Origin of the sequence: Pseudoalteromonas sp. SWXJZ10B (assembly GCF_015864475.1) — a bacterium.
GTDB lineage: Bacteria > Pseudomonadota > Gammaproteobacteria > Enterobacterales > Alteromonadaceae > Pseudoalteromonas > Pseudoalteromonas arctica.
The window spans coordinates 1-25,930 of the sequence record NZ_JADYXD010000002.1 but is presented as its reverse complement, the minus strand read 5'-3'; the positions used below and the strand labels follow the sequence as shown (position 1 = coordinate 25,930).

At 39.4% G+C, this 25,930-nt stretch carries 24 protein-coding genes; 6 read left to right on the top strand and 18 right to left on the bottom strand.

From position 1 onward, the window contains the following. Window positions 1-12: 12 nt before the first annotated feature. Window positions 13-1,149 carry a non-hydrolyzing UDP-N-acetylglucosamine 2-epimerase gene (gene wecB, locus I6F54_RS02085; protein WP_197119776.1) on the bottom strand — a complete coding sequence of 379 codons (1,137 nt, stop codon included), beginning with the start codon at window positions 1,147-1,149 and terminating at the stop codon, window positions 13-15. A gap of 30 nt (window positions 1,150-1,179) precedes the next feature. Then, window positions 1,180-2,079 carry a UTP--glucose-1-phosphate uridylyltransferase GalU gene (gene galU, locus I6F54_RS02080; protein ID WP_197119777.1) on the bottom strand — a complete coding sequence of 300 codons (900 nt, stop codon included), beginning with the start codon at window positions 2,077-2,079 and terminating at the stop codon, window positions 1,180-1,182. A 300-nt stretch (window positions 2,080-2,379) separates the two neighbouring features. Between galU and I6F54_RS02075 the strand changes: the two genes are divergently transcribed. From I6F54_RS02075 to I6F54_RS02060, 4 genes are all read left to right on the top strand, one after another. Further along, a complete protein-coding gene (locus tag I6F54_RS02075) occupies window positions 2,380-3,075 on the top strand; it encodes a transglutaminase-like cysteine peptidase (protein ID WP_197119778.1) in 696 nt (231 codons plus the stop codon). Next, the gene (locus I6F54_RS02070; protein WP_197119779.1) at window positions 3,059-5,062 is read left to right on the top strand and encodes a bifunctional diguanylate cyclase/phosphodiesterase; all 2,004 of its coding nucleotides are present in this window, start codon (window positions 3,059-3,061) and stop codon (window positions 5,060-5,062) included. The genes I6F54_RS02075 and I6F54_RS02070 overlap by 17 nt, the downstream gene beginning before the upstream one ends. A gap of 21 nt (window positions 5,063-5,083) precedes the next feature. Then, window positions 5,084-5,593, top strand: a complete 510-nt coding sequence (locus I6F54_RS02065; RefSeq protein ID WP_165727333.1) for a hypothetical protein — start codon at window positions 5,084-5,086, stop codon at window positions 5,591-5,593. A gap of 101 nt (window positions 5,594-5,694) precedes the next feature. After that, window positions 5,695-7,011: an O-antigen ligase family protein gene (locus I6F54_RS02060; protein WP_197139472.1), complete on the top strand. Its 1,317-nt coding sequence runs from the start codon at window positions 5,695-5,697 to the stop codon at window positions 7,009-7,011. 301 nt (window positions 7,012-7,312) lie between these two features. On the opposite strand, the gene I6F54_RS02055 is transcribed toward I6F54_RS02060, so the two are convergent. The 14 genes from I6F54_RS02055 to yceD form a co-directional block, all read right to left on the bottom strand. Continuing rightward, window positions 7,313-9,172, bottom strand: coding sequence for an alkaline phosphatase D family protein (locus tag I6F54_RS02055; protein ID WP_197139471.1), 1,860 nt, complete (start codon window positions 9,170-9,172; stop codon window positions 7,313-7,315). Between the two features lie 4 nt (window positions 9,173-9,176). After that, the gene (locus I6F54_RS02050) at window positions 9,177-9,956 is read right to left on the bottom strand and encodes a TatD family hydrolase (RefSeq protein WP_007585741.1); all 780 of its coding nucleotides are present in this window, start codon (window positions 9,954-9,956) and stop codon (window positions 9,177-9,179) included. A 115-nt stretch (window positions 9,957-10,071) separates the two neighbouring features. Continuing rightward, the gene (locus I6F54_RS02045) at window positions 10,072-10,398 is read right to left on the bottom strand and encodes a PilZ domain-containing protein (protein ID WP_002962367.1); all 327 of its coding nucleotides are present in this window, start codon (window positions 10,396-10,398) and stop codon (window positions 10,072-10,074) included. Between the two features lie 11 nt (window positions 10,399-10,409). After that, window positions 10,410-11,324: a DNA polymerase III subunit gene (locus I6F54_RS02040; protein WP_024590369.1), complete on the bottom strand. Its 915-nt coding sequence runs from the start codon at window positions 11,322-11,324 to the stop codon at window positions 10,410-10,412. Window position 11,325: 1 nt separating this feature from the next. Then, window positions 11,326-11,952: a dTMP kinase gene (gene tmk / locus I6F54_RS02035; RefSeq protein WP_007585737.1), complete on the bottom strand. Its 627-nt coding sequence runs from the start codon at window positions 11,950-11,952 to the stop codon at window positions 11,326-11,328. 5 nt (window positions 11,953-11,957) lie between these two features. Then, entirely contained in the window at window positions 11,958-12,944 is a 987-nt protein-coding gene (gene mltG, locus I6F54_RS02030) for an endolytic transglycosylase MltG (RefSeq protein ID WP_197139470.1), read from the bottom strand. Continuing rightward, window positions 12,938-13,753 carry an aminodeoxychorismate lyase gene (gene pabC, locus I6F54_RS02025; RefSeq protein WP_197139469.1) on the bottom strand — a complete coding sequence of 272 codons (816 nt, stop codon included), beginning with the start codon at window positions 13,751-13,753 and terminating at the stop codon, window positions 12,938-12,940. Before pabC ends, mltG begins: the two co-directional genes overlap by 7 nt. Before the next feature lie 59 nt (window positions 13,754-13,812). Then, window positions 13,813-15,051: a beta-ketoacyl-ACP synthase II gene (fabF, locus tag I6F54_RS02020; protein ID WP_197139468.1), complete on the bottom strand. Its 1,239-nt coding sequence runs from the start codon at window positions 15,049-15,051 to the stop codon at window positions 13,813-13,815. 215 nt (window positions 15,052-15,266) lie between these two features. After that, entirely contained in the window at window positions 15,267-15,503 is a 237-nt protein-coding gene (gene acpP, locus I6F54_RS02015; protein ID WP_002962377.1) for an acyl carrier protein, read from the bottom strand. Window positions 15,504-15,753: 250 nt separating this feature from the next. After that, window positions 15,754-16,500, bottom strand: coding sequence for a 3-oxoacyl-ACP reductase FabG (fabG, locus tag I6F54_RS02010; RefSeq protein ID WP_007585730.1), 747 nt, complete (start codon window positions 16,498-16,500; stop codon window positions 15,754-15,756). Window positions 16,501-16,511: 11 nt separating this feature from the next. Beyond that, the gene (gene fabD / locus I6F54_RS02005; protein ID WP_197139467.1) at window positions 16,512-17,438 is read right to left on the bottom strand and encodes an ACP S-malonyltransferase; all 927 of its coding nucleotides are present in this window, start codon (window positions 17,436-17,438) and stop codon (window positions 16,512-16,514) included. Window positions 17,439-17,490: 52 nt separating this feature from the next. After that, the gene (plsX, locus tag I6F54_RS02000; RefSeq protein WP_007585728.1) at window positions 17,491-18,531 is read right to left on the bottom strand and encodes a phosphate acyltransferase PlsX; all 1,041 of its coding nucleotides are present in this window, start codon (window positions 18,529-18,531) and stop codon (window positions 17,491-17,493) included. A 12-nt stretch (window positions 18,532-18,543) separates the two neighbouring features. Further along, a complete protein-coding gene (gene rpmF / locus I6F54_RS01995) occupies window positions 18,544-18,714 on the bottom strand; it encodes a 50S ribosomal protein L32 (protein ID WP_002962381.1) in 171 nt (56 codons plus the stop codon). 9 nt (window positions 18,715-18,723) lie between these two features. Further along, window positions 18,724-19,248, bottom strand: a complete 525-nt coding sequence (gene yceD / locus I6F54_RS01990) for a 23S rRNA accumulation protein YceD (protein WP_166421419.1) — start codon at window positions 19,246-19,248, stop codon at window positions 18,724-18,726. A gap of 131 nt (window positions 19,249-19,379) precedes the next feature. On the opposite strand from yceD, the gene I6F54_RS01985 reads away from it, so the two are divergent. Next, window positions 19,380-19,979, top strand: coding sequence for a Maf family protein (locus I6F54_RS01985; protein WP_197120177.1), 600 nt, complete (start codon window positions 19,380-19,382; stop codon window positions 19,977-19,979). A 9-nt stretch (window positions 19,980-19,988) separates the two neighbouring features. On the opposite strand, the gene I6F54_RS01980 is transcribed toward I6F54_RS01985, so the two are convergent. Beyond that, on the bottom strand, window positions 19,989-20,651 hold the full coding sequence (locus tag I6F54_RS01980) for an HAD-IA family hydrolase (protein WP_331460712.1): 663 nt from the start codon (window positions 20,649-20,651) through the stop codon (window positions 19,989-19,991). Beyond that, window positions 20,648-21,607 (bottom strand): 23S rRNA pseudouridine(955/2504/2580) synthase RluC, encoded by a 960-nt coding sequence (gene rluC, locus I6F54_RS01975; protein WP_024593397.1) that lies wholly within the window; start codon window positions 21,605-21,607, stop codon window positions 20,648-20,650. Before rluC ends, I6F54_RS01980 begins: the two co-directional genes overlap by 4 nt. Window positions 21,608-22,379: 772 nt before the next feature. On the opposite strand from rluC, the gene rne reads away from it, so the two are divergent. Next, a complete protein-coding gene (gene rne / locus I6F54_RS01970; RefSeq protein WP_197139466.1) occupies window positions 22,380-25,562 on the top strand; it encodes a ribonuclease E in 3,183 nt (1,060 codons plus the stop codon). The last annotated feature ends 368 nt before the right edge of the window (window positions 25,563-25,930 follow it).

The following is a 25,930-nucleotide window of genomic DNA, read 5'->3' as shown; positions in this document are numbered from 1 at the left end:
TTAAAAAACTTTTTATTGCACGTTAAAGTGTTGTTTAATTTTTGAAATAATACGCTCACATGCTTTACCATCACCATATGGGTTATGAGCTCGGCTCATTGTTTGGTAATCAGCTTGATTTGTTAGTAGGTTTTTAACTTCATCTATAATTCGATTTTTATCGGTGCCTACTAATTTAACTGTGCCTGCAGCAACTGCTTCTGGGCGCTCAGTTGTATCGCGCATTACTAAAACAGGTTTACCTAAGCTTGGCGCTTCTTCTTGTACGCCGCCTGAGTCAGTTACTATTATGTGGGCTTTACTCATCAGGTATACAAATGGCAAGTAGTCTTGAGGTTCTATAAGCTGTACGTTTTTAACGTCTTTTAAAATACGATTTACAGGCTCACGTACATTTGGGTTTAAATGCATAGGGTAAAGTACTTGCGCCTCTGGATGTGCAAGTGCTATTTCTGCTAGTGCTTCGCAAATACGTTCAAAACCACCACCAAAACTTTCTCGTCTGTGGCCTGTTACTAAAATTAACTTTTTACTTTCGTCTAATTCTGGAAACTTTGCTTTTAGTGTACTTATTAATACTTCATCTGTTTTTACTTTATCAACAACTTGTAATAGTGCATCTATTACGGTGTTACCCGTTATAACTATGTCGCTTAAATTAACACCTTCGTTAAGTAAGTTTTGCTGTGAAGTATCGGTTGGTGCAAAGTGAAGTTTTGTAATTGCACCTGTTAATTTACGATTTCCTTCTTCTGGCCAAGGAGATGCTAAATTACCTGTGCGTAAGCCTGCTTCTACATGCCCTACCGGAATTTGTTGATAAAATGCAGCAAGGCTTGCTGAAAGTGTTGTACTTGTATCGCCATGAACAAGTATTAGGTCTGGCTTAAACTCTTCCAAAATAGGTTTTAAACCTAAAAGGATGTTTGTAGTTACATCGTATAAGCTTTGGCCTGGCTTCATTATGTTTAAGTCGTATTCTGGTACAATTTCGAATAAGTCTAAAACTTGGTCTAGCATTTCTCTATGCTGCGCGGTAACGCATACTTTAGCTTCAATACCATCAGCTAAGTTTAATGCTTTTACCAATGGCGCCATTTTAATAGCCTCAGGACGCGTACCAAATATGCTCAATATCTTAATAGCCATGACTTTCCTTAATTTGAATAATTCAATCTATTAGTTGCTTACAGCAAATAGCTTTTTAACTTGCTGGGTAAATTCCTGACCCATTTGACTCGATTGCATTGCATATTCGACATTAGCAAGCATATAACCTAGCTTCGAACCACAATCATGTGACTTACCTCTTAGATGGTATGCTTCTAGAGTTTCCAAATGGCGTAATTGTAATAATGCATCAGTAAGCTGTATTTCACCGCCCGCACCTGGTGGGGTGTACTCAAGTAAATCCCAAATAGCGGTAGATACAACATAGCGCCCTGTAATAGCTAAATTACTTGGCGCTTCGTCGTTATTAGGTTTTTCGACCATGTTTTTAATTGCAGCATTTTCGCCTGCATTTATTTTTTTACCGGCTAAATCAACCACACCATATTGATGCACTTGTTCTTGCGGTACGGGCTCTACCATTACTTGGTTGTAGCCTGTTTTATCGAATCGGTCGATCATTTGGCTTAAATTGTCAGTTTTTGAATTTGATTTATATTTATCGATAATTACATCGGGTAGCATTATCGCAAATGGGTTATTACCAACAATTGGACGCGCTGCTAATACCGCGTGGCCTAAGCCTAGTGGTGCTGATTGACGCACAGAAATTACCGTTACATCGGTTGGTACTATTGAGCGAACCTCTTCTAGCAGGCTACGTTTTACGCGTGCTTCTAGTGTGGCTTCTAGCTCAAAGCTTGTATCAAAGTGATTTTCGATTGAGTTTTTTGAAGCGTGTGTAACAAGCACAATTTCTTTAATGCCTGCTGCTACAGCTTCGTTAACTACGTATTGAATTAAAGGTTTATCTACCAGAGAGAGCATTTCTTTAGGGATAGCTTTAGTGGCTGGTAACATGCGTGTACCAAGGCCAGCTACAGGTAAAACTGCTTTTAAAACTTTCACTTTAATTCCTTTCATTATTTTGCTAAACAACAAAAAAAGAAATTACTAAGCTAAAATCCCTTTTCAAGCGCTTCACATGCCGTGTGAGATTGCTATTATACACAACACAATAATGCACTCAATAATTAAAGAGTACTTTTTGATTGTTTTTTTGTTAAATTTATGTTGCATGAAATTCGATTTCATCACACTATTCTAGTACTCCCATACTTTTTGGTGATCTACCTTTTCAAAGCTAGCAATACTATACTAGGCTTAGCTTGTTTGGTTATTTGGAAAAACAGACTTAAAGGAACATTTGTGCGTTTAGGGTTTTGCATTTTATTATTAGTGTCTTTTTTTGTATGCGCACAAGATATGCTTTTGTATTTACGCAATAGCGATATAATTGCGCGCGCTCAAAAACAGTATGGTGATGAGGGCCACAAACGCATTAAAAACTGGCTAAGTTTTATAGATGAATCGGCTGACAAAAGTGAATGGCAAAAAATCCATTTAGTGAATGACTTTTTTAATAAGCACATTAAATACAAAACCGATGATGAGCTTTGGCACCAAAAAGATTATTGGGCTACCCCGCTTGAAAGCTTAGGCGTGGGTATGGGTGATTGTGAAGACTACGTAATTGCCAAATACTTTACGTTAATAGCGCTTGGCGTACCCGAAGATAAAGTACGTTTAATGTATGTACGTCAAAAAACAGTTAATCAACCTCACATGGTGCTTATATATATTGAAACTCCTAATCAAATCCCCTTTGTTTTAGGTAACTTTAATACTAAACTACTGCCCGCTAATAAACGCTCTGATTTAACACCTATATATAGTTTTAATGGCCAAGGTTTATGGTTAGCCAAATCAAAAGGGTTAGGCAATAAAGTAAAAAATAGCCGTGGTGTTTCTGCCTGGAACACCATGCTAGAGCGAATTGAACAAGGTGAGCTTGCGCCCGCCAAAAGTGATAAAGGAACACCGAGTTATGTCTCGACTTTTTAAAAATGGATTAAGTTTAAAAACCCAAGTATATGGCCTTATTATATTGATTTCGGTACTTTCGTTTTTTGTACGCGTAATTACTGACGTTGATACCACTCGCCAATACTTACAAACACAAATGGGTAGCCACGCGCAAGATACAGCAACAAGCTTAGGGCTTTCTATTTCACCCTACCTTGAAGAAGATAGCTTAATGATTGCTCAAACCATGGCAACCGCTATTTTCGACTCAGGTTATTACAAACAAATAAAATTTACTAACGCCGATAGTAACGTGGTATTTAACCTAACAAGCCCAAAACGCGTTGAGTCTGTACCTAATTGGTTTATTACAGCAGTAAAGCTTAAAGCCCCGACTATGCAATCAGAATTAAACAATGGCTGGATTATGGCTGGAGTGCTTGAAGTAACAAGCCATGTTGGGCAATCGTATTTAACGCTATGGGAACATACTAAACGCAGCTTTTATGGTTCTTTATTATTATTGGTAGCGTCGCTTGCTGTAGCATATTTGATATTACGTGCTGTATTTAAACCTTTAAAAGCAGTAGAGAACCAAGCTCACCTGGTAACGCGTAAACGCTTTACATTAAACGACGAAATACCTGTTGCGCGCGAGCTGCGTACTGTAACTAAAGCCATAAATAATATGGTAATGAACCTACAAAGCACCTTCGACTCTTTAACAAAGCAAACACAAGCACTTACCGATGAAGTATATGTAGACTCACTCACTGGGCTGGGTAACCGCCGTTCGTTTGAGAACCACTTTAACTCAGTGGTTGACACCATTACTAGCGACACTCCAATCACTGCAATGATGGTTACTCTCCCCTCACTTGCTAATATTAACCAAACTGTAAGTTACCAAGATGGTGACGAGCACGTACATGATGTAAGCGTTACTTTGCAAAATGTGTTTGGTGCTTTGACCAACTCTAAAATATTTAGACTTAACGGTAGTACTTTTATTGCTTTAGTCCCATTCGATATGCAATTTTTAAGTAGAACACGCCTCGATATAAATGATGCCTTTAGTAAAAAGAAAAACAGCTTACACGTAAATGGTTTTGCTAACTTAGCGTTAGTAAGTGTTGATAATGGCTCATCTATTGGGAGTGTGCTTTCGGCGCTTGATACTGGCTGTACTATTGGCGATTCGGCTGTAAATAAAGTAGATAAAGATACTTTGTTTAGTGTTAAAGAGTGGCGTTCGCTTATTCAGTCAATTATTGCTACTGGTGAGGTTAGCTTTTCGGTGCAGCCAGTCAAGCGCACTAAATCAGAAAACAAGCAGTGCTACTTTGAGGTGTTTGCTCATTTTACGCATGAAGGCGAAAAGGTTAATAATGGCCATTTATTTGCTATGGCCGAAAAGCTTAACTTAACCGAAGAGTTAGACAAAAAAATAATTCGTAACTTTGTAAACGTTAAAGAGCAACACCCAGACGATACATTTGCGTTAAATATTAGTAAAGCTTCGTTGTATTCAACTGACTTTATTGAATGGCTTACTCTTTATGCTCACACTAAACCAATTATTAAAACAAACTTGGTTTTTGAATTGCATGAAATTAGCTTGCTTTATAACGTACATGTTGCCTCTTTACATATAGATACAATAAAAGATATTGGCATAAGTGTGTGTGTTGAACACTTTGGCACTAGTTTAACCTCGTTTAGATACTTACAAGGGTTAGATATTGAATATATAAAAATAGATGGTAGCTATATTCAAGATTTATTAGATAACACCCAAAGCCAATTTTTTATTCAAACAGTTAATAATATTTGTCATGGCTTTGGTATTAAAGTTTTAGCTTGTTTAATTGAAAAACCTGAAACTTTAAAGGTACTTGAAGGTTTAGGTTGCGATGGCGTACAGGGCAATTTAATAATGCCGCCAACCAAAATAATAAAAACTAATGATAATGGCGCAAATAAAGAGTTTACTTTTTGCACCGATGCGCTAAAATTTTGTAATTAATACTCTACCAAGGGACAAGAGATGAAATCATTTATATTGGCCAGCTTAATCGCTGGTGCATCTGCACTTACAGTTTTACCAAGTTATGCACAAACGGATACTGATGCAGTCGTACAAACTGAAGGCATGACTAATTTAGTCAACGTTTTAAATAGCGTAACCGCTGAAACAGCTCCAGATCAGCTTAAAGCAGACTTAGTAGCGGCTATTAACGGCGTATGTACAAATTGTACTGCTGCCCAAGTTGATTCTATGATGACTGTAGTTGTAGACGCTATTGGTGCTGATAGCCCACTTATTGCTGATTTTTTAGCTGCACTTGTAGCCGCTGGCGTTGACAGCGATACCGTTACACTTGCTGCTATTACCGCTGGCGTTGATGCCACTGTTGCCTCTGAAGCAACAGCAGCTGGCCCAGGTGGCGCTCCAACTCCTGTAGCCCCGGTAATTGTTACTTTACCAACAACTCCAGTACCACAAGGTGCCGGCGGCACAGGTGGCGATGAAGGTATATCTGAAGTCGGTAACTAACCGTTAATAAAATAATAAAAACGCAGCCTTTTGGCTGCGTTTTATTTTATATGGCTTATTTTTTTAGCCCTTCTTTTTAGGCTCTTAGTTTAGAGAATCCTGTGAATCGTTTTATATTTTTTTTACTCTGCGCAATTTTATTTTTGCTGCCCTTACCATTAGGTAGTTACCGCCCTTGGGCAATTTTAGCAATGGGGATATTAATTAGTGCTACCTTTTTTATCCATTTAGTTTACAGCAGTATTAATAACGAGCACCCTTTATACCCTCCTTTATATTCTTGGCCCTTATTTACTGTACTCGGTATAGTTGCGGGCGTATGCGCAGTACAAATATTTACCGTAAGTGTTGACCCGTTTCAAACTAAACAAATGCTTATTAAAACAAGTTTTATGATTTTATTTTGTTGGCTTGTGCTTATTTATTGCAATAGCGAAAAGCGTATTAAAAATTTAATATATGCAATTATAAGTGCCGGCGTGTTTCAAGCTTTATATGCGACTTATTTAAATTTATCGCCAGATATAATTAGCCCGTTATTTGGCTATAAACATACCGACCGTGCTATTGGCACGTTTACTTACTCTAACTTTTTGGCTAACTTTTTAGCTTTATGTTTATGTTTAGGTATTGGTGTTTTAGTTAGCGAATTAAAGCGTTCTACTAGCGATTACAAACAAACATTAAAGCAAACGCTTCGTGCGTGGGCTGAAATACTTTTAAGCTCAAAAATAATTTTACGTATTTCGTTAATTATTATTATTGTTGCGTTAATTTTAACGCGTAGCCGTATGGGTAACTCGGCATTTTTTATTGCATTAATGGTTGTTAGCTTACTCGCGTTTTTTATTTACAGGCAAAAACCTAAAGCGTTTAAACTACTTATAGTTAGTTTTTTTATAATCGATTTAATTATTATTGGCGCTATATTTGATGTAGAAAAAGTTAAACAGCGTATTAGCGAAACCAGTATTTCATCAGAAACCCGCGACGAAGTTGTTCGTGATTCAATACCCCTCATTTTAGATAAGCCTTTATTGGGCTCTGGTGGTGGTACATTTTATACTGCGTTTCCGGCGTATCAGTCTGAGCCTTATTCTGGTTACTACGATAACGCCCATAACGATTACGTGCAGTTTGCAGTAGAGCTTGGGATACCCACTACAGCCGCACTGGGCTCACTTATACTTTATTGTTTATGGTTATGTATTGCTACTATGCGAAAACGTAAAACAGCGCTGTTTCAGGGTGTTGCCTTTGGTTGTGCCATTGCAATTATAGATATGCTGCTGCACTCGTTGGTAGATTATTCTTTGCAAGCCGGTGCAAACTCAATGTTGTTTATGACTATTTTATGTTTGGCTATTTTAAGTAATAAATTACCTGCGTCTAAACGAAGTCGAAAAGAGCATAGTTAAATACAAAGCAAGTAATTATCTAATATAGAGTGATTAGAAGCTGCGCTTCTCACGCGAGCAAGCTCTGCTTCTACCGCCAAGGTTCAATTTACGGTTAACTATCCTGACACAGGGGGATAAGTAACTGTACATTAAATTTTTAAGCGATTTATTCACAAAGAGGTTATGAGGCGCTGCGCTTTTAGAGAAGAAAATAAACACCGAAACTGTATTCTGATTGGCATTGTGTCTTCTCATTTACTCCTCTTTCGCTTCTCTTTGTGCAAATAGGCCTTTAATTTATTTAATTATTGATTAAGAATTACTGTTCTTCTAAATCAAACTCGGTTAAATGCCCTTCACCGTGTATAAGTTGATAGCGGGCTAAATTTCCTTGCTCTAATGTTATTAAACTAATAGCGGAGTCGCTTACTAAGTATTTTTGCCCTTCACCTATAGTTTGGTGTTTATCTACTTCCATATGCCAACGTTTGGTAAAAAAGTTTAAGGGGCTTTTGGGGCCGTATAGAATTGAATCTAGTTTATCGAGTATGTTTATTAATTTACGCGGGAACTCGTTTTTAATACCGCTGGCGGTAAGTTGCCAAATTCGATTGGGGTGATCGCCAAAACGCTTTTGCACCGAAAAGCAAAATGAGTAATGCACGTCTCCCGATAAAATAAGGGTTTCGTTTGGGGTGTCGGTTCGTCTAAATGTATCGAGTAGCTTTTTGGCTGAGCCTTCGTGCGCCATCCAGTTTTCTACGTCAACCATGAGCGGTTGACCACATATATTAAACATGGCTTGAATGGCTTCTATTGATTTAACACCAAACACGGGGGCTGGCGATACAATAATAACTTGGTCGTGGCTTAGTAGGCTTTCTTCAAGCTCTGTGAGGCGCTCCCAATCAAGTAGACCTGAAGGCTCATTAAAGTTTTGCTCATTTCGCCAACGGTGCGTACGTGTATCTAGCACCACTACTTTAGGGGTTGTAGTTAACTCATAATGCCAAAAACTAAAATCGTTTAGTGGTTTATCAAATACTTTAAACTGCCATAAATTATTAGCAGTACGGCTTTGCTTAAAAGGTGTTAGTAACTCGCCTGTTTTATTTAGTGCATCGTTCCCTATTCCCTGAAAAAGCCAATAACTAATTAAGCCGTTATTAATGATTCGTTTACTACTTGGGTTTTCATTTATAGCTTGCTCCCACCCAGCGGTGAGGTTCCAATCGTCAGTTACATCGTGATCGTCAAACATCATTAATGTAGAGACATTGGCAAACAACCGCTCTACTTCAGTTAAGCCTTTTGCATAGTCAATCAGTGCTGTTTTTTCAGCGTTAAAAATAGTTTTGTTTTGCTCGCTTTGACCTAAATACGTTGTGTTTTGTATATCAACGCATTGCCAAGCAGCAGCACTAAAATTTAATAAATAAAGTGCTATATATTCTTCAAAATGGATAAGGTGATTGTAGGCTTTTACACTTGAAAAGTGAGGTTCGTCTTTTTTTAGCCAGTAACCAACACCTAACTTTGAGCGTTTTTGCCAAGGCGTTTTTGGTAAGAACAAATGGCGATTATAAAGTTGCTCATTTATGTCGGCGGGTAGCTCAATGGCAAGTGGTTGCTCTTTATAAATACCTAACGCTTTAATTAACTGATGAATAGCTAATAACATGGGGCCTGCTACGTCATCGGCGTAAACCTGGTCACCGCTCAGTAATAGCAATTGTGCGCCTTGAGTATTATTACCGCGCTGAGTATTTTGCCAGTGACTTGCAGACACTAAGCTATCTTTTGCTGGGTGATGTGCATTACGGCACGAGCCATGCAAAATATCACTGAGTTTATCGGGAATCACAAATGCAGGCGTTGTTTGATTGCTATAGCACCAAGGCGATAAATCGATTGCTGTATCGTCAATTACAAGCTCATAGCTTAATAAGCTATCGACAGGGAGTTTGTTGTCTATTGGCTTTATAATAACGAAATGCAGGTATAAATGTTCGCCTACAGAAACAGTATGTTGATCGCTATAACACTCAACATTTAATAAGTTTATTTGGCAGTTTGCAGGCTTGGAGGTAGCAAACTGAATACAGACTCCAGTTTGCTCTGCACGGCGCACCATTGGCCCCATTAGTAAAATAGGAAGGTTTGCCGTGTGAGTAATCATGTATTTAGCCTTTAGCTGCTAATTTAAATAAAGAATAAAAGTTTTCGGTAGTCGCTTTAGCAAGTTCATTAAAGCTAATGCCTTTAAGTTCGCTAATGTAATAAGCTACATCTTCTACGTACGCTGGCTGGTTTGTTTGCCCACGGTACGGCACCGGTGCTAAATAAGGCGAGTCGGTTTCTATTAATAATCTATCTAGCGGTATTTGCTTTACTACTTCTTTTAGCTCAATAGCATTTTTAAAGGTAACAATGCCCGAAATAGAAATATAAAAACCCATGTCTATGGCTTTTTTAGCCATATCCCAGTCTTCGGTAAAACAATGTAGTACACCACCGCAGTTTTCGGCCTTGTGCTCGCGCATTAAATTAATGGTGTCGGCGCGGGCATCACGAGTATGAATAATTAACGGTTTTTGTAATTCGTTAGCCACTTCAATATGCCCAACAAAGCTGGCTTGTTGCACTGCATGAGTATCTTTTGAATAGTAGTAATCAAGGCCCGTTTCGCCAATAGCAACGACTTTTTCGTGTGAGGCTAAGTCGATTAGTTGCTGTTTATTAAGGGCGTCTTTTTGATCAAGTGGATGTACACCACATGAGGCTGAAACATCATCGTAATGCTTAATTTTATCAAGCATGCTTGGAAACTGATCAAGCGTTACGCTTACACATAAAAAGTGCTCTATTTGCTTTGCACGCGCTTTATCAAGAACTTGGTCAAGGTTTAAGTCTAATTTATCAAAATCAAGACGATCTAAATGGCAATGAGAATCTACAATCACTATAAGGCCTGTATTATGTTCAGGGTTTAAATTTGTTCTTTTAATTTATTATGTTAGCAATTAAAAGAACCCAATATAGGGCGGCGTTAATCTCAATGAAAAACCGACCCTATAACTACATGGTATATGTTTGATCGCCTGAGTTTAACATAGTCCCAAGTAGCTTTTCGATTTTAGCGTTTAGGTTTGTTTTATCGTCTAAAAAGCTAATACCAATACCTGGAGGGTTAGAGCTTTGTGCCCCTTGTGGCGTGATCCACGACACTTTACCTGTTACTACATCATCTTCTAAGGCATCGGGCAAGGTAACTCTAAGCGCTAATGAATGCCCTGCTTCGTAACGCATATTAGTGCGTACAAATAAGCCACCTTTTTTTAAGTAAGGCATATAACAACGGTATAACTCGTCTAAATCGTCTATGTCTACTAGTAGTTCTTGCATGATTAATCCTTTTAAGAATTTCGCAATGTGTATGCTAATCGTGATACAGCAAGCGGTAAATTAAGGCCAAGTACTTGTGTGTTATTTTGTAAAAACTCGCCTAATGCATTTTGCGCACTTTGATAAGCGTCAAAACTCATACCTTGCAGTAATTGCTGCTTTAGTTGCACGCTTAAAAACAAAGTAAATATACGAACAAGTTCAGGCTGTTTATTTATTATATCGACTAACGCTTTGAAATTATGGCTTTGTTTAAACTCAGTTGCAAACTTATACAGCGTATCAATATTTTTTAGCTGGTCTTGCTGTTGCCAATGCTTTACTTGCAGCGGTTGGTTATAAAAAAGTGCTAACCAACTATAGTTAGGTATATCTAATGTCTCTAGCCATTGCTGAGCAAGTGCTGTATTTGTTATTTTTACATCGCTTTTAGCGCATCGACTTAAAATAGTTGCAGGGAGCTGTGCTGGTTGACTTGTAGTTAATATTAAAAAGCGGCTATTAGTTGGCTCTTCAAGTGTTTTTAATAATGCGTTAGCTGCTGCAGTAGTCATTTTTTCGCAATTTTCGATTATCGCTACTTTATTACCATTTTGCGCTGCTGAGTGATTCATAAAATCACTAATGCCGCGTATATCATCTACGCCTATGCTTTGCCCATCAACTTGCGTTAAACGCTTGTCGGGATGAGTACCCGCAAGAGTAAGTAAACAGCTTTTACAATGCCCGCAAGGTTTTAGCATACTGTTTTGCGCAGCTACCTGCTTAGCTATATTTTGGCATAACAAAGCATTACCAAGCTCATCACTTAACTCAAATTTACCTACGCCAACAGGCCCACAAAATAATTGCGCATGATGAAAACGCTCTGCGCGATAACTTTGCGCTAAACGTGCTTGGGTATCATGTAGCCACGGCAATGGCATATTATTTTAGGCCTTCAAAAAATGAATGCAGTACATTGGTTATATCGCGATGTACTTTATCAATACTTTGGTTTGCATCAACCGTTTTAATGGTGTTGTCGTCATTAGCAAGTTCAACATAACGCATACGTGTACGCTGAAAAAACTCAATGGCTTCTTGTTCAATACGGTCAAGCTCACCACGTCCTTTTGCACGTTCAAGGCCTATCACTGGATCAATATCAAGGTAAATAGTTAAATCAGGCTTTAAGCCCTTTAATACCATTGACGAAAGTGAAGCTAATGTATTTGAGCTAATACCACGCCCACCACCTTGATACGCCTGAGACGATAAGTCATGACGATCGGCAAGTACCCATTGGCCTTTATCAAGCGCTGGGGTAATAACATTGTGCATTAATTGCGAACGTGCTGCGTACATAATAAGCAACTCGGTTTCAAAGGCAATTTCTTCTTCGTGCTCTGCTTTTACAAGCGTACGAAGCGATTCAGCAAGCGGTGTGCCGCCAGGTTCGCGGACGTTAATGAAGTCTATTTTTTGTTTGTTTAAAAAGTCTTGGCATAACGAAATAGCGGTTGATTTACCCGCGCCTTCTAGCCCTTCTATTACTATAAATTTTGATTTCATAAAAATTAATTCTTTTTATTTAATATATACGTTTTAACTGCCGCGTTATGCTGCTTTAACGTGGTTGAAAACTGGTGGCTACCATCGCCTTTTGATACAAAGTAAACGTATTCACTTTGTGGCGGATTAACTGCAGCTAAAATAGCGGCTTTTGATGGCATTGCAATCGGTGTTGGTGGTAAACCATTAATACGATACGTATTGTAAGGCGTATAATCGCGTAAATCTTTGCGTTTAATATCGCCATCAAAATCAGCGCCTAATCCGTATATTACGGTTGGATCGGTCTGTAAGCGCATATTGGTGTTTAATCGATTAACAAACGCTGATGCAATTAACGGACGCTCGCTGGCAAGGCCTGTTTCTTTTTCAATAATTGAGGCCATTATAAGTGCTTCGTATGCTGTTTTGTAAGGGAGCTCAGCTGCGCGCTGCTGCCAAGCATCGTCTAACGTTTGCTGCATTTTTTGTGCTGCACGTTTTAATACACTGCTTGCAGTATCGTTATTATGATAGTGGTAAGTGTCGGGGAATAACCAGCCTTCTAAGTGCGTATTATTACCCAGTATTTGTGTACTTAGTTCATCACTTTTTAAATCGTTTTGTAAATTATCGGCTTTTTTAATAGCACTTAGTACTTCACGTAAGTTTTGCCCTTCAATTATGGTAAAACTAAAGTTGATTTGCTGGCCTTGATTAATTTTTTTTACGTTGTTGATAACGCTATCATCTGTTAGCTCGTAAAGGCCCGCTTTTAAATCGGTAAGTGTGGGATCTAATTTGGCAATTACTTGATAACGCCAGCAACTCTCTACCCAGTTGTTAGCTTGCCACTGCTGACATAACTTATTAAAGCCAGTGCCATGCTTAACTTCAAATTGTGTGTTTTGCGCTACTTTTAGCGGGCTATTTATTGTTGCTTGTAATTGCTGGTAACCAATAGCAGTGGTTATAACAGCTAAAAAAAGTACCGATAAAATAACTTTTAACACTCAGCCTCCTTGGCTAATAATCTAGTTAGTAATGCGTAGCTGTCGTCTGTATTAAATACCTGTTGCTCAATACGTTTAACAGGTACTGCTCCCATTAAGCTATTACACAAAAATACAGCGTCTGCTTGGGTTAAATCTTCTACTTTCACGCGTTTAAATTCAACAGGCAATTTATCACATAACGATTGTAGATAAACGCCCTTTATTCCGCACTCATCAAGCAATGGCGTAAACACACACTTATTTTTAATCGCAAAAATATTAGCTGCTGAAGCTTCAATTACATTGTTATTGTAATCAAGCACTAACACATCGTCACAGTTTTGCGTTTGCATCGCTTTTTTAACTAGCACTTGTTCAAGCCGGTTTAATGTTTTAAGGCCCGCTAAATATGGCTGTGCCGCTAATTTAATCGGGCTTATTTCGAGATTTACACCCTTTTTAGTAAGCGCTTCGTAATTACTAGGGTAATCTAATACACTCAATAAAATAGTGACATTACACTCACTTGGCAGCCCATAACCACGTCCGCCTTCGCCTCGCGTTACAAGTATTTTAAGCACGTTTAGTGGTGCAGCGTTTATATGCAAAGCAATTTGATTTTCAAGGCTATTAAAGTCTAACTCAGGAAAACCCAAGCGCTGTGCGCATTCAATCAAACGCGCTTTATGATGAGCCCAATACTGTACTTGCCCATCAACAACCTTAGCGGTTGTAAAAAAGCCATCACCGTAATTTAAGCCCCTGTCACGCGTGCTTAAAGTGCTGTTTTGATCTACTGCTATTATTGTTTGCATTTTGTTTGGCATATAAAAAAAGCCCAGTTAAACAACTGAGCTCTTATAATTTGATTCGTTGTTAAAAAAGATTATACCTTTTTAAATAGCAACGAGCCATTAGTACCACCAAAACCGAACGAGTTACACAGTGCAAAGTCTAACTTTGCATCACGTGCAGTGTGAGCAATATAATCTAAGTCACACCCTTCGTCTGGGTTATCAAGGTTGATAGTTGGCGACACTTTTTGATCTGTCAGTGATAAAATCGAAATAATCGATTCAACTGAACCTGCAGCACCTAACAAGTGACCCATCATCGATTTAGACGAGCCTACCATTACATCTTTAGCTGCATTACCAAAAATAGACTTAACAGCGGCAGTTTCTGCTTTATCGCCTGCATTTGTAGATGTACCGTGTGCGTTAATGTAACCAATTTGCTCAGCGTTTACTTGCGCATCGTTTAGTGCGTTTTGCATTGCAAGTGCAGCACCCGCACCATCTTCTGGTGGTGACGTCATGTGATACGCGTCGCCGCTCATACCAAAGCCTACTAGCTCAGCATAAATTTTAGCGCCACGAGCTTTAGCATGTTCGTACTCTTCAACTACAACAACACCTGCACCGTCAGAAAGCACAAAGCCATCGCGGTCTTTATCCCAAGGGCGAGAAGCCGCTTGTGGATCGTCGTTACGTGTTGAAAGTGCACGTGCAGCATTAAAGCCACCCATACCAATTGGGGTACAGGCTTTTTCTGCACCGCCAGCAACCATTGCATCTGCATCACCGTAGGCAATCATACGCGCTGCATGGCCAATATTATGCAAACCAGTTGTACAAGCAGTTACAATTGAAATATTAGGACCACGAAGTTCATGCATTATTGATAAATGACCTGAGATCATATTAATAATGGTAGACGGCACATAAAATGGCGATAACTTGCGCGGACCACTATTTAATAGCTTAATGTGGTTTTCTTCAATTAACGTAAGCCCACCAATACCTGAACCTACAGCTACACCAATGCGTGCTGCGTTTTGCTCAGTGATTTCAAGGCCTGAATCTTTAAAGGCTTGAACACCCGCTGCAATGCCGTACTGAATAAACAAGTCCATTTTTTTAGTATCTTTCGCTGACATGTATGCAGTTGCATCAAAATCATTTATTAAACCAGCGAATTTAGTACCAAATTTTGATGTATCAAAGTGCGTTATTGTTTGAATGCCACTTTTACCATCTAATAAGCCTTGCCAGGTTGATTGAACATCATTACCTAGCGGCGTCAACATTCCTAAGCCAGTTACGACGACTCGACGTTTAGCCACGGTTTGCCTCCAATAAGGGATATTTTACAAGGGGATGATCATACCCAAGCTACCTCAAAGTGCTAGTCCCAAATAGATTAAAAACGCATAACACAATCAAAATTAATTTTTAACTAAAATTGAGCATAGAGATTTAAGTTTTGAATCACGAACTTTGAGGTGGTTTGGATATAAAAAATTAAAGGCAGCGGATGCTGCCTTTAACGTGCGATTAATTACTCAGCGTGTGCTGTAACGTAATCGATAGCAGTTTGTACTGTAGTGATCTTCTCAGCTTCTTCATCTGGGATCTCAGTATCAAACTCTTCTTCAAGAGCCATTACTAGTTCAACAGTATCAAGAGAATCTGCACCTAGGTCATCTACGAAAGAAGATTCATTTTTAACTTCTTCTTCTTTAACACCTAGTTGTTCAATGATAATTTTCTTTACGCGTTCTTGGATATCGCTCATTCTTCTTTCCTTTATTAAAAACGCCAATGCGTTATTTTCAGATTGCGGCGTAGTTTACGCCGCATAATTCTCTGATTCAATGATTTGACCATAAATAATTGTCTGGTCAAACCTCTGAGTGTGTGTTTTGTCTTTTATCGCTTATTTTCGCAGCGATTTCAAGTATGTTTAAAGCAAGTTCACAAATAATTCAATGTTTTTGAGGTAACTTACTTAACTTTATCAAGTAGCAATCTAGGTACAATGGCGATTAAACCATGTACATCGCGCCATTTACATGCAAAGTTTCGCCTGATACATACGCAGCCGCGTCAGATGCTAAATAACATACTGCAGCAGCAATTTCGTCTGGTTGGCCTAAACGCCCTGCTGGAACATTTGCAAGTGTTGCTGCTTTTTGCTCATCAGTTAAATTATCAGTCATGTCTGTTTGAATAAAACCAGGTGCGATTACGTTAACTGTAATACCGCGTGATGCAACTTCGCGCGCAAGTGACTTAGAAAAACCAATTACACCCGCTTTAGCCGCTGCATAATTAGCTTGACCTGCATTACCCATAGTACCCACTACTGAGCCAATGTTAATAATACGGCCTTTCTTTTTCTTCATCATTGGACGAAGTACCGCTTTAGATAAACGGAAAACTGAGCTTAAATTAGTGTCAATAATATCGTCCCACTCAGTTTCTTTCATACGCATTAATAAGTTATCGCGTGTAATACCTGCGTTATTTACAAGTACGTCAATATCGCCTAAATCAGCTTTTATTGCAGCAAGTGTTGCTTCAATAGATGCAGGATCGGTTACGTTTAATGCATAACCTTTACCATTGTCACCTAAGTATTCACTGATTTTAGCAGCGCCTGACTCACTTGTCGCAGTACCTGCAACTTTTGCACCTTGTGCAACTAATGTTGTTGCAATTGCTTTACCAATACCACGGCTGGCGCCAGTAATTAGGACAATTTTGCCCTCTAATGAAAATAAATTAGACATTTTATATACTCTTATTTAGCTGCATCAATTGAAGCGGCGTCGTTTACTGAGCCACAGATCATTGCTTTATCAATTCGTTTAGCAAGTCCTGTTAATACTTTACCAGGACCAAATTCGTAGCTTTGTGTTACATCTTGCACAACCAAGGCTTGTACTGTTTCTGTCCAGCGAACTGGGCTGTAAAGCTGGCGTACTAGTGCGTCTTTAATTGCATCAGCTGACGTTTCAGCTTTTACATCAACATTATTAATTACATCACACTTAGGTGTATTAAATGTTAAAGCGGCTAAGTCTGCTGCTAGCTTGTCAGCTGCTGGCTTCATTAACTCACAATGTGAAGGTACGCTAACAGAAAGTGGTAATGCACGTTTAGCACCGGCATCTTTACATGCTTGCGATGCTCTATCTACTGCCGCTTTATGGCCTGCGATAACAACTTGACCAGGAGAGTTGTAGTTAACTGGAGATACAACCTCACCTTGCGCTGAGGCAGCACAAGCCGCTTTAATTTCATCATCGCCTAAGCCAATAATAGCAGCCATTGAACCTACGCCTGCTGGCACGGCTTCTTGCATGTATAAACCACGGTTTTCAACAAGCTTTACGGCTTCGCTCAAGCTTAATACATCGCTACATACTAACGCTGAGTATTCACCTAAGCTGTGACCCGCCATAACAACGTCTGCATCAGGGTTAGCTGCTAACCAATCACGGTAAATAGCAACACTTGCAGTTAGTAATGCAGGTTGTGTGCGGTGGGTTTGATTTAATTTTTCTTCTGGGCCATTAATAACTAGCTCTGCTAAGTCGTAACCCAGTGCATTTGACGCTTCTGTAAATGTTGCTTTAACAATGTCAGAACTCTCTAGTAGCTCTTGTAACATACCAACGCTTTGCGAGCCTTGACCTGGGAATAGAAGTGCAATTTTTTGTGCCATACTTTGCTCTTTTTAATTAAACAAATAAATAATGAAATACACGGCACATCAATTATTGATTAACCGCCGTGTCTTTAGAATGTGTTTTTTCGAAAATAGCGGCTATTTTATCAGGAAGTTGACGTTCAACCTCTTTTACCGCTTCATCAATTGCTGCTTGAAATGCTTTAGCTGACGCATTTCCATGACTTTTAACGACAATACCGCGCAATCCTACCAGAGAAGCACCGTTATACTGGTCGGGGTTCACCCTTTTATAGAGTTTTTTTATTATTGGGCGCAATATAAACGCCATACATTTATATAAAAGGTGCTTTTCGAGTGCGGTTGTAAACTTATTCATAATAAGCTTGGCAATGCCTTCACATGTTTTAAGTGCTACGTTGCCAACAAACCCTTCGCATACAATGACATCAGCCTTACCCGAAAAAATATCACTTCCTTCGCTGTAACCAATATAATTTATATGTGGGCTTTGCTGCATTAATTGTGCAGCTTGTTTAATGTCGTCGTGGCCTTTAATGTCCTCAGCGCCAATATTTAATAAACTAACGCGAGGATTATCCAAACCAAGTGCTTGTCCAGCAACAATAGAGCCCATAATGCCAAACTGATACAACATTTGCGCATCACAATGCACATTAGCACCTAAGTCAAGTAAATATACTGGGTTTTTAAGCTCTGTAGGAACAGATGAAATGAGTGCGGCACGTTTAACACCTGGCAGCATTTTTAATACATAGTGAGCCATAAAAAATAGAGCGCCGGTATTACCTGAGCTAACACATGCTTGAGCCTCGCCCGATTTAACTAAATCTAGGGCAACACGCATAGATGAATCTTTTTTTGAACGCACAGCAATTGCAGGTTCACAGGCATTAGTGACTATTTCACTACAGTGACGAATTATGAGTCTAGGATGAGGTAGAGAATCGAGAGATTCGAGTTCTTTAGATATAACGTGTTCATTGCCACATAAAATGAGAGTTAAATTGGCATGAGCATTTACCGCACAAACGGCAGCAGGAATAGATGAACGGGGGCCGTAATCGCCCCCCATCATATCTAACGCTATGGTTAGATCTTTCAGCATATAAGTAATCTCTTATTTAGAAATTACTTGAACGCCTTTGTAGTAACCATCTGCAGTCACATGGTGACGACGATGAGTCTCACCAGATGTTTGATCTACAGTTAAAGTTGGACCACTGATCGCATCGTGTGAACGGCGCATGCCGCGTCTTGCACGAGACTTTTTGCTTTTTTGTACAGCCATAGTCTTCTCCTAAGAATCTTTCTTAAGTTGTTTCAAAATATCAAATGGATTAGGTTTATCATCTTCCGCCTTTAATACACCAAAGCTGGCAGGCTTTGCTGAATAACTGCATGAAGCTTCGTTGTGGGTAGCCACTAATGGAACTGCTAAAATTAGCTCGTCTTCAATTAAATCAAAAACGTTAATTTCACCATTTTCATCAAGCGCTACTTCATCGTAGTCTTCTGGAAAAATATCCAACTCTGTATCTTCACCTACTGGTGAATATGCAAAGTCTTGAACCAAATCCAACCCTAAATCACCATTACAACGTTGACAAATGACAGTAACGTGTGTGGACAAATTGCCTCTAATCACAGCGAAACCTTGATCATCGTTTTTGCAATGTATTTTTACCGCTATTTCACCTACTTCTTCCTGCACAACTTTCTCTAAACGAGTAAGTTTTTCAAGCGGTACAATTCCGTCATACTTTAAACGGTGCTGCGCTGCTTTGCCTGGATGAAGAGTGATGGGAATTTTCACCTTTTGCATAGGGGCTGCATCATATAGATAGTTAGTTTGTTAGTCAAAGTAAAAAACCATTTTTACTTGGTTTTTAACGTGTTTTACTCTCGGATCTGATTTATCCTAACTCAATCTGAATTATTGAAGGAAAACAGTCCGTGAAGCACCCACTTATTTTAGCGTCAAGCTCGCCTTTTAGGCAGTCTTTATTACAAAAATTTAATTTACCATTTGATACGTTTTCACCAGATGTTGACGAATCAGCACTTGAAGCCGAAACACCTACCGAACTGGTTAAGCGTTTAAGTGAATTAAAAGCCTCAGCAGCTAATAAACACTTTAACAAAGGGTTAGCTATTGGATCAGACCAAGTCGCTGTATTTAACAATCAAATTTTAGGTAAACCACATAATAAACAAAATGCCGTAAAACAACTAAATTTATTTAGCGGCAATACTGTAACATTTTTAACAGGGCTTTGTGTTTACGATATTGTAACTGGCACTAAAAAAACGTGTGTTGAACCCTTTGATGTTACTTTTAAAATACTTAGTGATGCACAAATTAGTGCTTATTGCGACGCAGAGCAGCCTTATAACTGTGCTGGTAGCTTTAAAAGCGAAGGGTTAGGTATTTGTTTATTTGAAAAACTAACGGGTGACGATCCTAATAGCTTAATTGGATTACCATTAATTAAACTCAGCCAATTACTGGCTGAGTTTGGTATTGATGTACTTAATGCTCAAAACAAGTTCTAGTTAAATAAATTAGCCAAGCAAAACCTGTTGCAGCTGCAGATAGTTATCTACAGTGGCAATAGGGCTAAGCTCATTTAGTTGCTGAGCGTTGTGTACACCCATAGTTACACCAATTCTATCCATGCCAGCGGCTTTTGCCATGTTCATGTCTATTTGAGTGTCACCAATCATTACAGCGTCATTAGCGCTTATGCCAAGTTCTTCTAGTAATTGATACAACATATCTGGAGAGGGCTTAGATTGCGCTTCGTCGCTAGTACGCGTTGCACTAAAAAAGTGGCGCAATTTACTTTGTTCAAGTAAACGCTCTAATCCATCCCTACCTTTACCTGTAGCAACGGCTAAAACAATGCCCTGCTCTTTTAAGGTACCTAAAACGCTGGCAACATTGTCAAATACAGGAGTAGGTGTGGTATCCACACTATACTGATGCTTATAAGCAGAAATTAACGCTTGATGCTGCGCTGCATTATTGGGAAATAAAACGTCAATTGCTTTTTCAAGCGACATCCCAATAATATTCTTAATTGCTAAGTCGCTTGGCGGCACAATATTAAGTAACTCGGCGCTACTACGAATACAGTTAACTATTTTAGTGACTGAATCCATAACTGTGCCGTCCCAATCAAAAATAACGAGCTTATATTTTTTAATTGGGGCTACTTTTATCACAGTTTTGCATCTCGTAATTTTAGTAATGTATTTTTAAGCGTTTTATCTAGCGGTGCTTCTACTCGCATCGTTGTTTCGTTTTTAGGATGATAAAAAGTTAAATCGTGTGCGTGTAAAAATAATCGGTTTAAACCAACTTTACGCATAGAATCGTCAAAACCCTGATCGCCATATTTATCGTCGCATGCTATTGGGTGGCCTTTACATTGCGTATGCACACGAATTTGGTGCGTACGTCCTGTAACAGGTGATGCTTGTACCAATGAGCAATCGTTAAAGCGCTCTAATACTTTAAAGCGAGTATGTGAAGGTTTACCCTCAGTGTTATCTACGCGTACTACGCGCTCACCCGATTTAAGTGTGTTTTTACGCAGCCCTTCGGTTACGTTTTTAGTTTTAGAGTCCCACTGCCCTTCTACAAGCGCCCAGTAATTTTTTTCCATTGTTTTTTCACGAAGTTGTTCATGCAATGCGGTTAACACCGAACGACGCTTCGCGATAAGTAAACAACCCGATGTATCACGGTCAAGCCTATGAACTAGTTCAAGGCTACGTTCTTCTGGGCGAAGTGCGCGTAGTGCTTCAATTAAACCATAACTTAAGCCACTGCCACCATGAACAGCCATACCTGATGGCTTATTGATAACGATGAGGTATTTATCTTCAAATAAAATATCGTTTTCAAGGCGCGTTACTTTGTCTAACTTTGATGGAACAAATTCTTCACGCTCAGCAACTCTGATAGGTGCAATACGAAGTACATCTTCAAGCTGTAGTTTATATACAGGCTTAATACGCTTTTTATTAACGCGTACCTCACCTTTGCGCAAAAGTTTATAAATAGCGCTTTTAGGCACCCCTTTTAAATGGGTAATAAGAAAGTTATCAATACGCTGACCTAAATGGTCTTCGTTGATCGTGACATAAGTTACTTGTAAGTCGTTTTTTTCTGACATTGCCTAATCACTAATTTAAGTAAAATAATTTAGTTGCTAACACTGTAATAATAGTGGGATAATCAGCAGCGCAAATATTTAGTATTTGCAAATAACAACGGTGCTTTTTAACACATTAAAACATTCGTGATGCACATTCTGGGTAGCCGATCATACAGATCCGAGTTAAGTTTTCCAAAGCTTTTATGCCTCCTCAGTTAACACGTGCGATCAATTAACGGCAATGCGCGTAATATATTGCTGGTTAAGTTTGAACATGAAGCGATTTTTAACGTGCTAGAGAAAGCAATGAACAGATAATTTGTCTGATAGTGACGACGTAAAAAACGTCGTTCAGCACTAGCTCAATTATTGTAGTACCGTATAGCAGCTTATTTAGAACTAAAAAAATCTAATAAATAAGCGTTCATTAACATCGGCAGCGATTTTTGCTCTTAAAACGGATATTAGCGATACATCAGTATGTATTGCTCACCAACTTAATGAGCCCTACGCGCCTAATATGAATGATATTTAGTAAGATTAATATGACAGGCCGACTTCTGGGTAAAACTTGTAAACGTAGCTGAAAAGCCGACAGTTTTAGCACCATTAAGAATTTAATAGCGATAATAATTGCTATTGTTTGCCAGCATTTAAAATACTGCATACGAGAAACAGAGCCGTTCCGTTAAAGACCCAGTCGTGAGGCTGCACATTCTAAAAATAGGGACAACTGAACAGGCGAGAAAAACATCGTCATGTCAGCGACATAAATAAGTAGAGTAACAATATGAAACGTATGCTAATCAATGCAACGCAGCAAGAAGAAATGCGCGTAGCACTGGTTGATGGCCAGCGCCTATATGATTTAGATATCGAAAGCCCAGGTCACGAACAGAAAAAAGCCAATATTTATAAAGGCAAAATCACTCGCATTGAACCATCTCTTGAAGCAGCATTTGTTGATTACGGTGCTGACCGCCATGGTTTCCTTCCTTTAAAAGAAATTGCCCGTACTTACTTCCCTGCAGGTTACACTTTTCATGGTCGCCCTAACATTCGCGACGTGATCAAAGAAGGTCAAGAAGTTATAGTACAAGTTGATAAAGAAGAGCGTGGCCAAAAAGGCGCTGCGTTAACTACTTTTATCAGTGTTGCTGGTAGCTACTTAGTACTTATGCCTAACAACCCACGTGCTGGCGGTATTTCTCGTCGCATTGAAGGTGATGAACGTACTGAACTTAAAGAAGCATTGGGTCGTTTAGAACTTCCTAAAGGTATGGGCTTAATTGTTCGTACAGCGGGTGTTGGTAAATCGTTTGAAGAATTAAACTACGATTTAAAAGCATTATTAGTACATTGGGAAGCAATTAGACAAGCAGCCGATAGTGCTAAAGCGCCATTTTTAATACACCAAGAAAGCAATGTAATATTCCGTGCGATACGCGATTATTTACGTCGTGATATTGGCGAAATTTTAATTGATAAACCACGTGTTTTTGAAGAAGCTAAAGCGCACATTGAGCGTTTTCGCCCTGACTTTATGAGCCGTGTTAAGCTTTATCAAGGCGACACTCCTTTATTTACGCATTACCAAATTGAAAGCCAAATTGAGTCTGCGTTCCAGCGTGAAGTACGCTTGCCTTCTGGTGGTTCAATTGTAATTGACCCAACTGAAGCACTAACGTCTATCGATATCAACTCGTCTAAAGCAACTAAAGGCGGCGATATTGAAGAAACAGCACTTAATACTAACTTAGAAGCAGCTGATGAGATTGCACGTCAATTACGTCTTCGTGACTTAGGTGGTTTAATTGTTATCGACTTTATCGATATGACGCCTCCACGTCATCAACGTGAAGTAGAAAATCGTTTAAAAGATGCTGCTCGTCCAGATCGTGCTCGTGTTCAAATTGGTAAAATTTCACGCTTTGGTTTACTTGAAATGTCGCGTCAGCGCCTGCGTCCTTCATTAGGTGAAGCAAGCCAAGGCCCATGCCCACGTTGTAGTGGACAAGGTACTATTCGTTCAAACGAATCTATCGCACTTTCTATTCTTCGTTTAATTGAAGAAGAAGCAATTAAAGACAACACAGCACAAGTAAATGCACAAGTGCCTGTTGCCGTTGCTGCTTATTTATTAAATGAGCAACGTCGTAGTGTTCATCGCATTGAAAAACATCATAAATGTGACGTAGTGATTATTCCTAATCAACATATGGAAACACCACATTACGAAGTTATGCGTTTACGTAAAGACGAAACACTTGAAACGGTAAGTTACGGACAAGTTGTTGCGCCAGAACCTGAAGCATTTGAGATGTCAAAATCACCAAGTGCACCAGTACGTGAAGAGCCAATGCTAAAAGGTGTTGTAATGCCTTCTACACCGGCTCCACAAGCAGCGCCTGCACCAGTAGCTCAGCCTGTAGTAACAGAGACTAAAACTGAAGGTGGCTTGTTTGAAGCAATCACTAAATGGTTTAAATCGTTATTTGCAAGCGAAACAGTAGAAGAGAAAAAAGAAGCTGTAGAAAAAGAGCAGCAAGAAGCGCGTAATAACGCTCGCCGTGGTAACGATAATCGTCGTCGTAATAACAACCAACGTCGTCGTAATAATAACCCGCGCACTAATAAACCACGCAATGAGCGCCCTGCAGCTGAAGAGGAAGTTAAAACAGACTCACCAGCAGCAACTAGTACTGAGACTCAAGAGAGAAGCGAGAACCGTAATAAGCGTCGTCGTAACCCTAACTCTCGTAAGCGCCCAGAGCATAAAAGCGAAGACAAAGATCAAGTTAAAGCTGAAGCTCCTGTAAAAGCAGAAGTAGAAGTAGAAACTGATTCTAAGCCAGCTCAAGCTGTAGAGCCTAAAGAGCAAAAGCCTAAGGTTCGCCGTCAACGTCGTAACATACGTAAAAAAGTACGTCTGCAAGATGAAAACGCTGAGCAAGCAAACTCAACAGAGCAAACACCTGAACAAGCGGTAGTTACTGACACTCCACAAGTTCAAGAGCAAGCACCTGTTGTAGAAAAGCAAACACAAGCTCCGGCAGAAAAAACAGCGCATATTAAAGAAGAGAAAGTTGATATTGAAACTGTTGATTCTAACGATGAAACAGCAACTACAGAAGATGAGCAAGAGCAAACACGTACACGCTCACGCCGTTCTCCTCGTCATCTTCGTGCATCTGGTCAACGTCGTCGACGTCCTGAAGGTGAAGCAGAAGTTAAATCTGATGAAGCCCCTGCATTTGTTCCAGTTGCTGATCAAGCAGCTGCAGAATATGAAGCAGAACTGAAAGCGAAATCTGAAGAAACACCTGTGGATGCAGCGCAGCAAATTGAACAAGCCGTTGCCGTTGAAGACTTAGCAAAAGTTGAAGCTGTAGAAGAGCCAGCTAAAGTTGAAACGCCTGTAGTAACTGAAGAGCCAGCTAAAGTTGAAGCTCCAGTAGCAACTGAAGAGCCAGCTAAAGTTGAAACTCCAGTAGCAACTGAAGAGCCAGCTAAAGTTGAAACTCCTGTAGTAACTGAAGAGCCAGCTAAAGTTGAAGCTCCAGTAGCAACTGAAGAGCCAGCTAAAGTTGAAACGCCAGTAGTAACTGAAGAGCCAACTAAAGTTGAAACTCCAGTAGTGACTGAAGAGCCAGCTAAAGTTGAAGCGCCAGTAGTAACTGAAGAACCAGCTAAAGTTGAAACTCCAGTAGTAACTGAAGAGCCAGCTAAAGTTGAAGCAAAAGTGAAAACTGAAAAATCAGCACCGCATGTTAAAACAGCGGTTACTCAAGGGTCTGCAAGTGCGCCAATGGCACAGCCTACTCCTGTAGCTGATAGCGAAGTAAAACACACATCTGTAGCAATGGCTCACGATAAACGTGAACTAGTGCCAGATAGTGGTTTACGTGCGGGTTCTATCAAACCTGCTGGTCGTGCAAGTTCTGCAATGACTAAAACATTGAGTGTTGATTAATAACTAACACTTATTTAAAAGCCCCGCTATTTAATAAATAGCGGGGCTTTTTTGTTTACATACTTTGAATAATTATTAAAGTTTCTTCACGCCCATAATAAGCGATTTGTTCACAAAGAGGTTAAAAGACGCTGCGCTTTTAGAGGTAACAATAAAGCTAAATTGAAAAAGCTCCGCTAATAAACCATCGCTTGTGTTTTCTCATTTACTCCTCTTTCACTTCTCTTTGTGAAATAGATCTTTAAGTTGTTTTGTTAGCAAAGAAATTAAGTAAACAGAAGCGATGCTTCTCCCCCTGTGTCAGGATAGTTGTCGCCTCTAACTTTTAATAGAGGCAGATAAAATGAGACGTCGATTTACACCAGAAT

Excerpts from the sequence above, each read along its gene's own strand:
- rluC (WP_024593397.1), bottom strand. The coding sequence starts at position 21,607 with ATGTCAGAAAAAAACGACTTACAAGTAACTTATGTCACGATCAACGAA.
- rne (WP_197139466.1), top strand. The coding sequence starts at position 22,380 with ATGAAACGTATGCTAATCAATGCAACGCAGCAAGAAGAAATGCGCGTA.
- wecB (WP_197119776.1), bottom strand. The coding sequence starts at position 1,149 with ATGGCTATTAAGATATTGAGCATATTTGGTACGCGTCCTGAGGCTATT.
- fabD (WP_197139467.1), bottom strand. The coding sequence starts at position 17,438 with ATGGCACAAAAAATTGCACTTCTATTCCCAGGTCAAGGCTCGCAAAGC.
- I6F54_RS02040 (WP_024590369.1), bottom strand. The coding sequence starts at position 11,324 with ATGCCATTGCCGTGGCTACATGATACCCAAGCACGTTTAGCGCAAAGT.
- rpmF (WP_002962381.1), bottom strand. The coding sequence starts at position 18,714 with ATGGCTGTACAAAAAAGCAAAAAGTCTCGTGCAAGACGCGGCATGCGC.
- pabC (WP_197139469.1), bottom strand. The coding sequence starts at position 13,753 with ATGCCAAACAAAATGCAAACAATAATAGCAGTAGATCAAAACAGCACT.
- fabG (WP_007585730.1), bottom strand. The coding sequence starts at position 16,500 with ATGTCTAATTTATTTTCATTAGAGGGCAAAATTGTCCTAATTACTGGC.
- tmk (WP_007585737.1), bottom strand. The coding sequence starts at position 11,952 with ATGAAATCAAAATTTATAGTAATAGAAGGGCTAGAAGGCGCGGGTAAA.
- I6F54_RS02065 (WP_165727333.1), top strand. The coding sequence starts at position 5,084 with ATGAAATCATTTATATTGGCCAGCTTAATCGCTGGTGCATCTGCACTT.
- yceD (WP_166421419.1), bottom strand. The coding sequence starts at position 19,248 with ATGCAAAAGGTGAAAATTCCCATCACTCTTCATCCAGGCAAAGCAGCG.
- I6F54_RS02055 (WP_197139471.1), bottom strand. The coding sequence starts at position 9,172 with ATGATTACTCACACGGCAAACCTTCCTATTTTACTAATGGGGCCAATG.
- acpP (WP_002962377.1), bottom strand. The coding sequence starts at position 15,503 with ATGAGCGATATCCAAGAACGCGTAAAGAAAATTATCATTGAACAACTA.
- plsX (WP_007585728.1), bottom strand. The coding sequence starts at position 18,531 with ATGCTGAAAGATCTAACCATAGCGTTAGATATGATGGGGGGCGATTAC.
- I6F54_RS02045 (WP_002962367.1), bottom strand. The coding sequence starts at position 10,398 with ATGCAAGAACTACTAGTAGACATAGACGATTTAGACGAGTTATACCGT.
- I6F54_RS02070 (WP_197119779.1), top strand. The coding sequence starts at position 3,059 with ATGTCTCGACTTTTTAAAAATGGATTAAGTTTAAAAACCCAAGTATAT.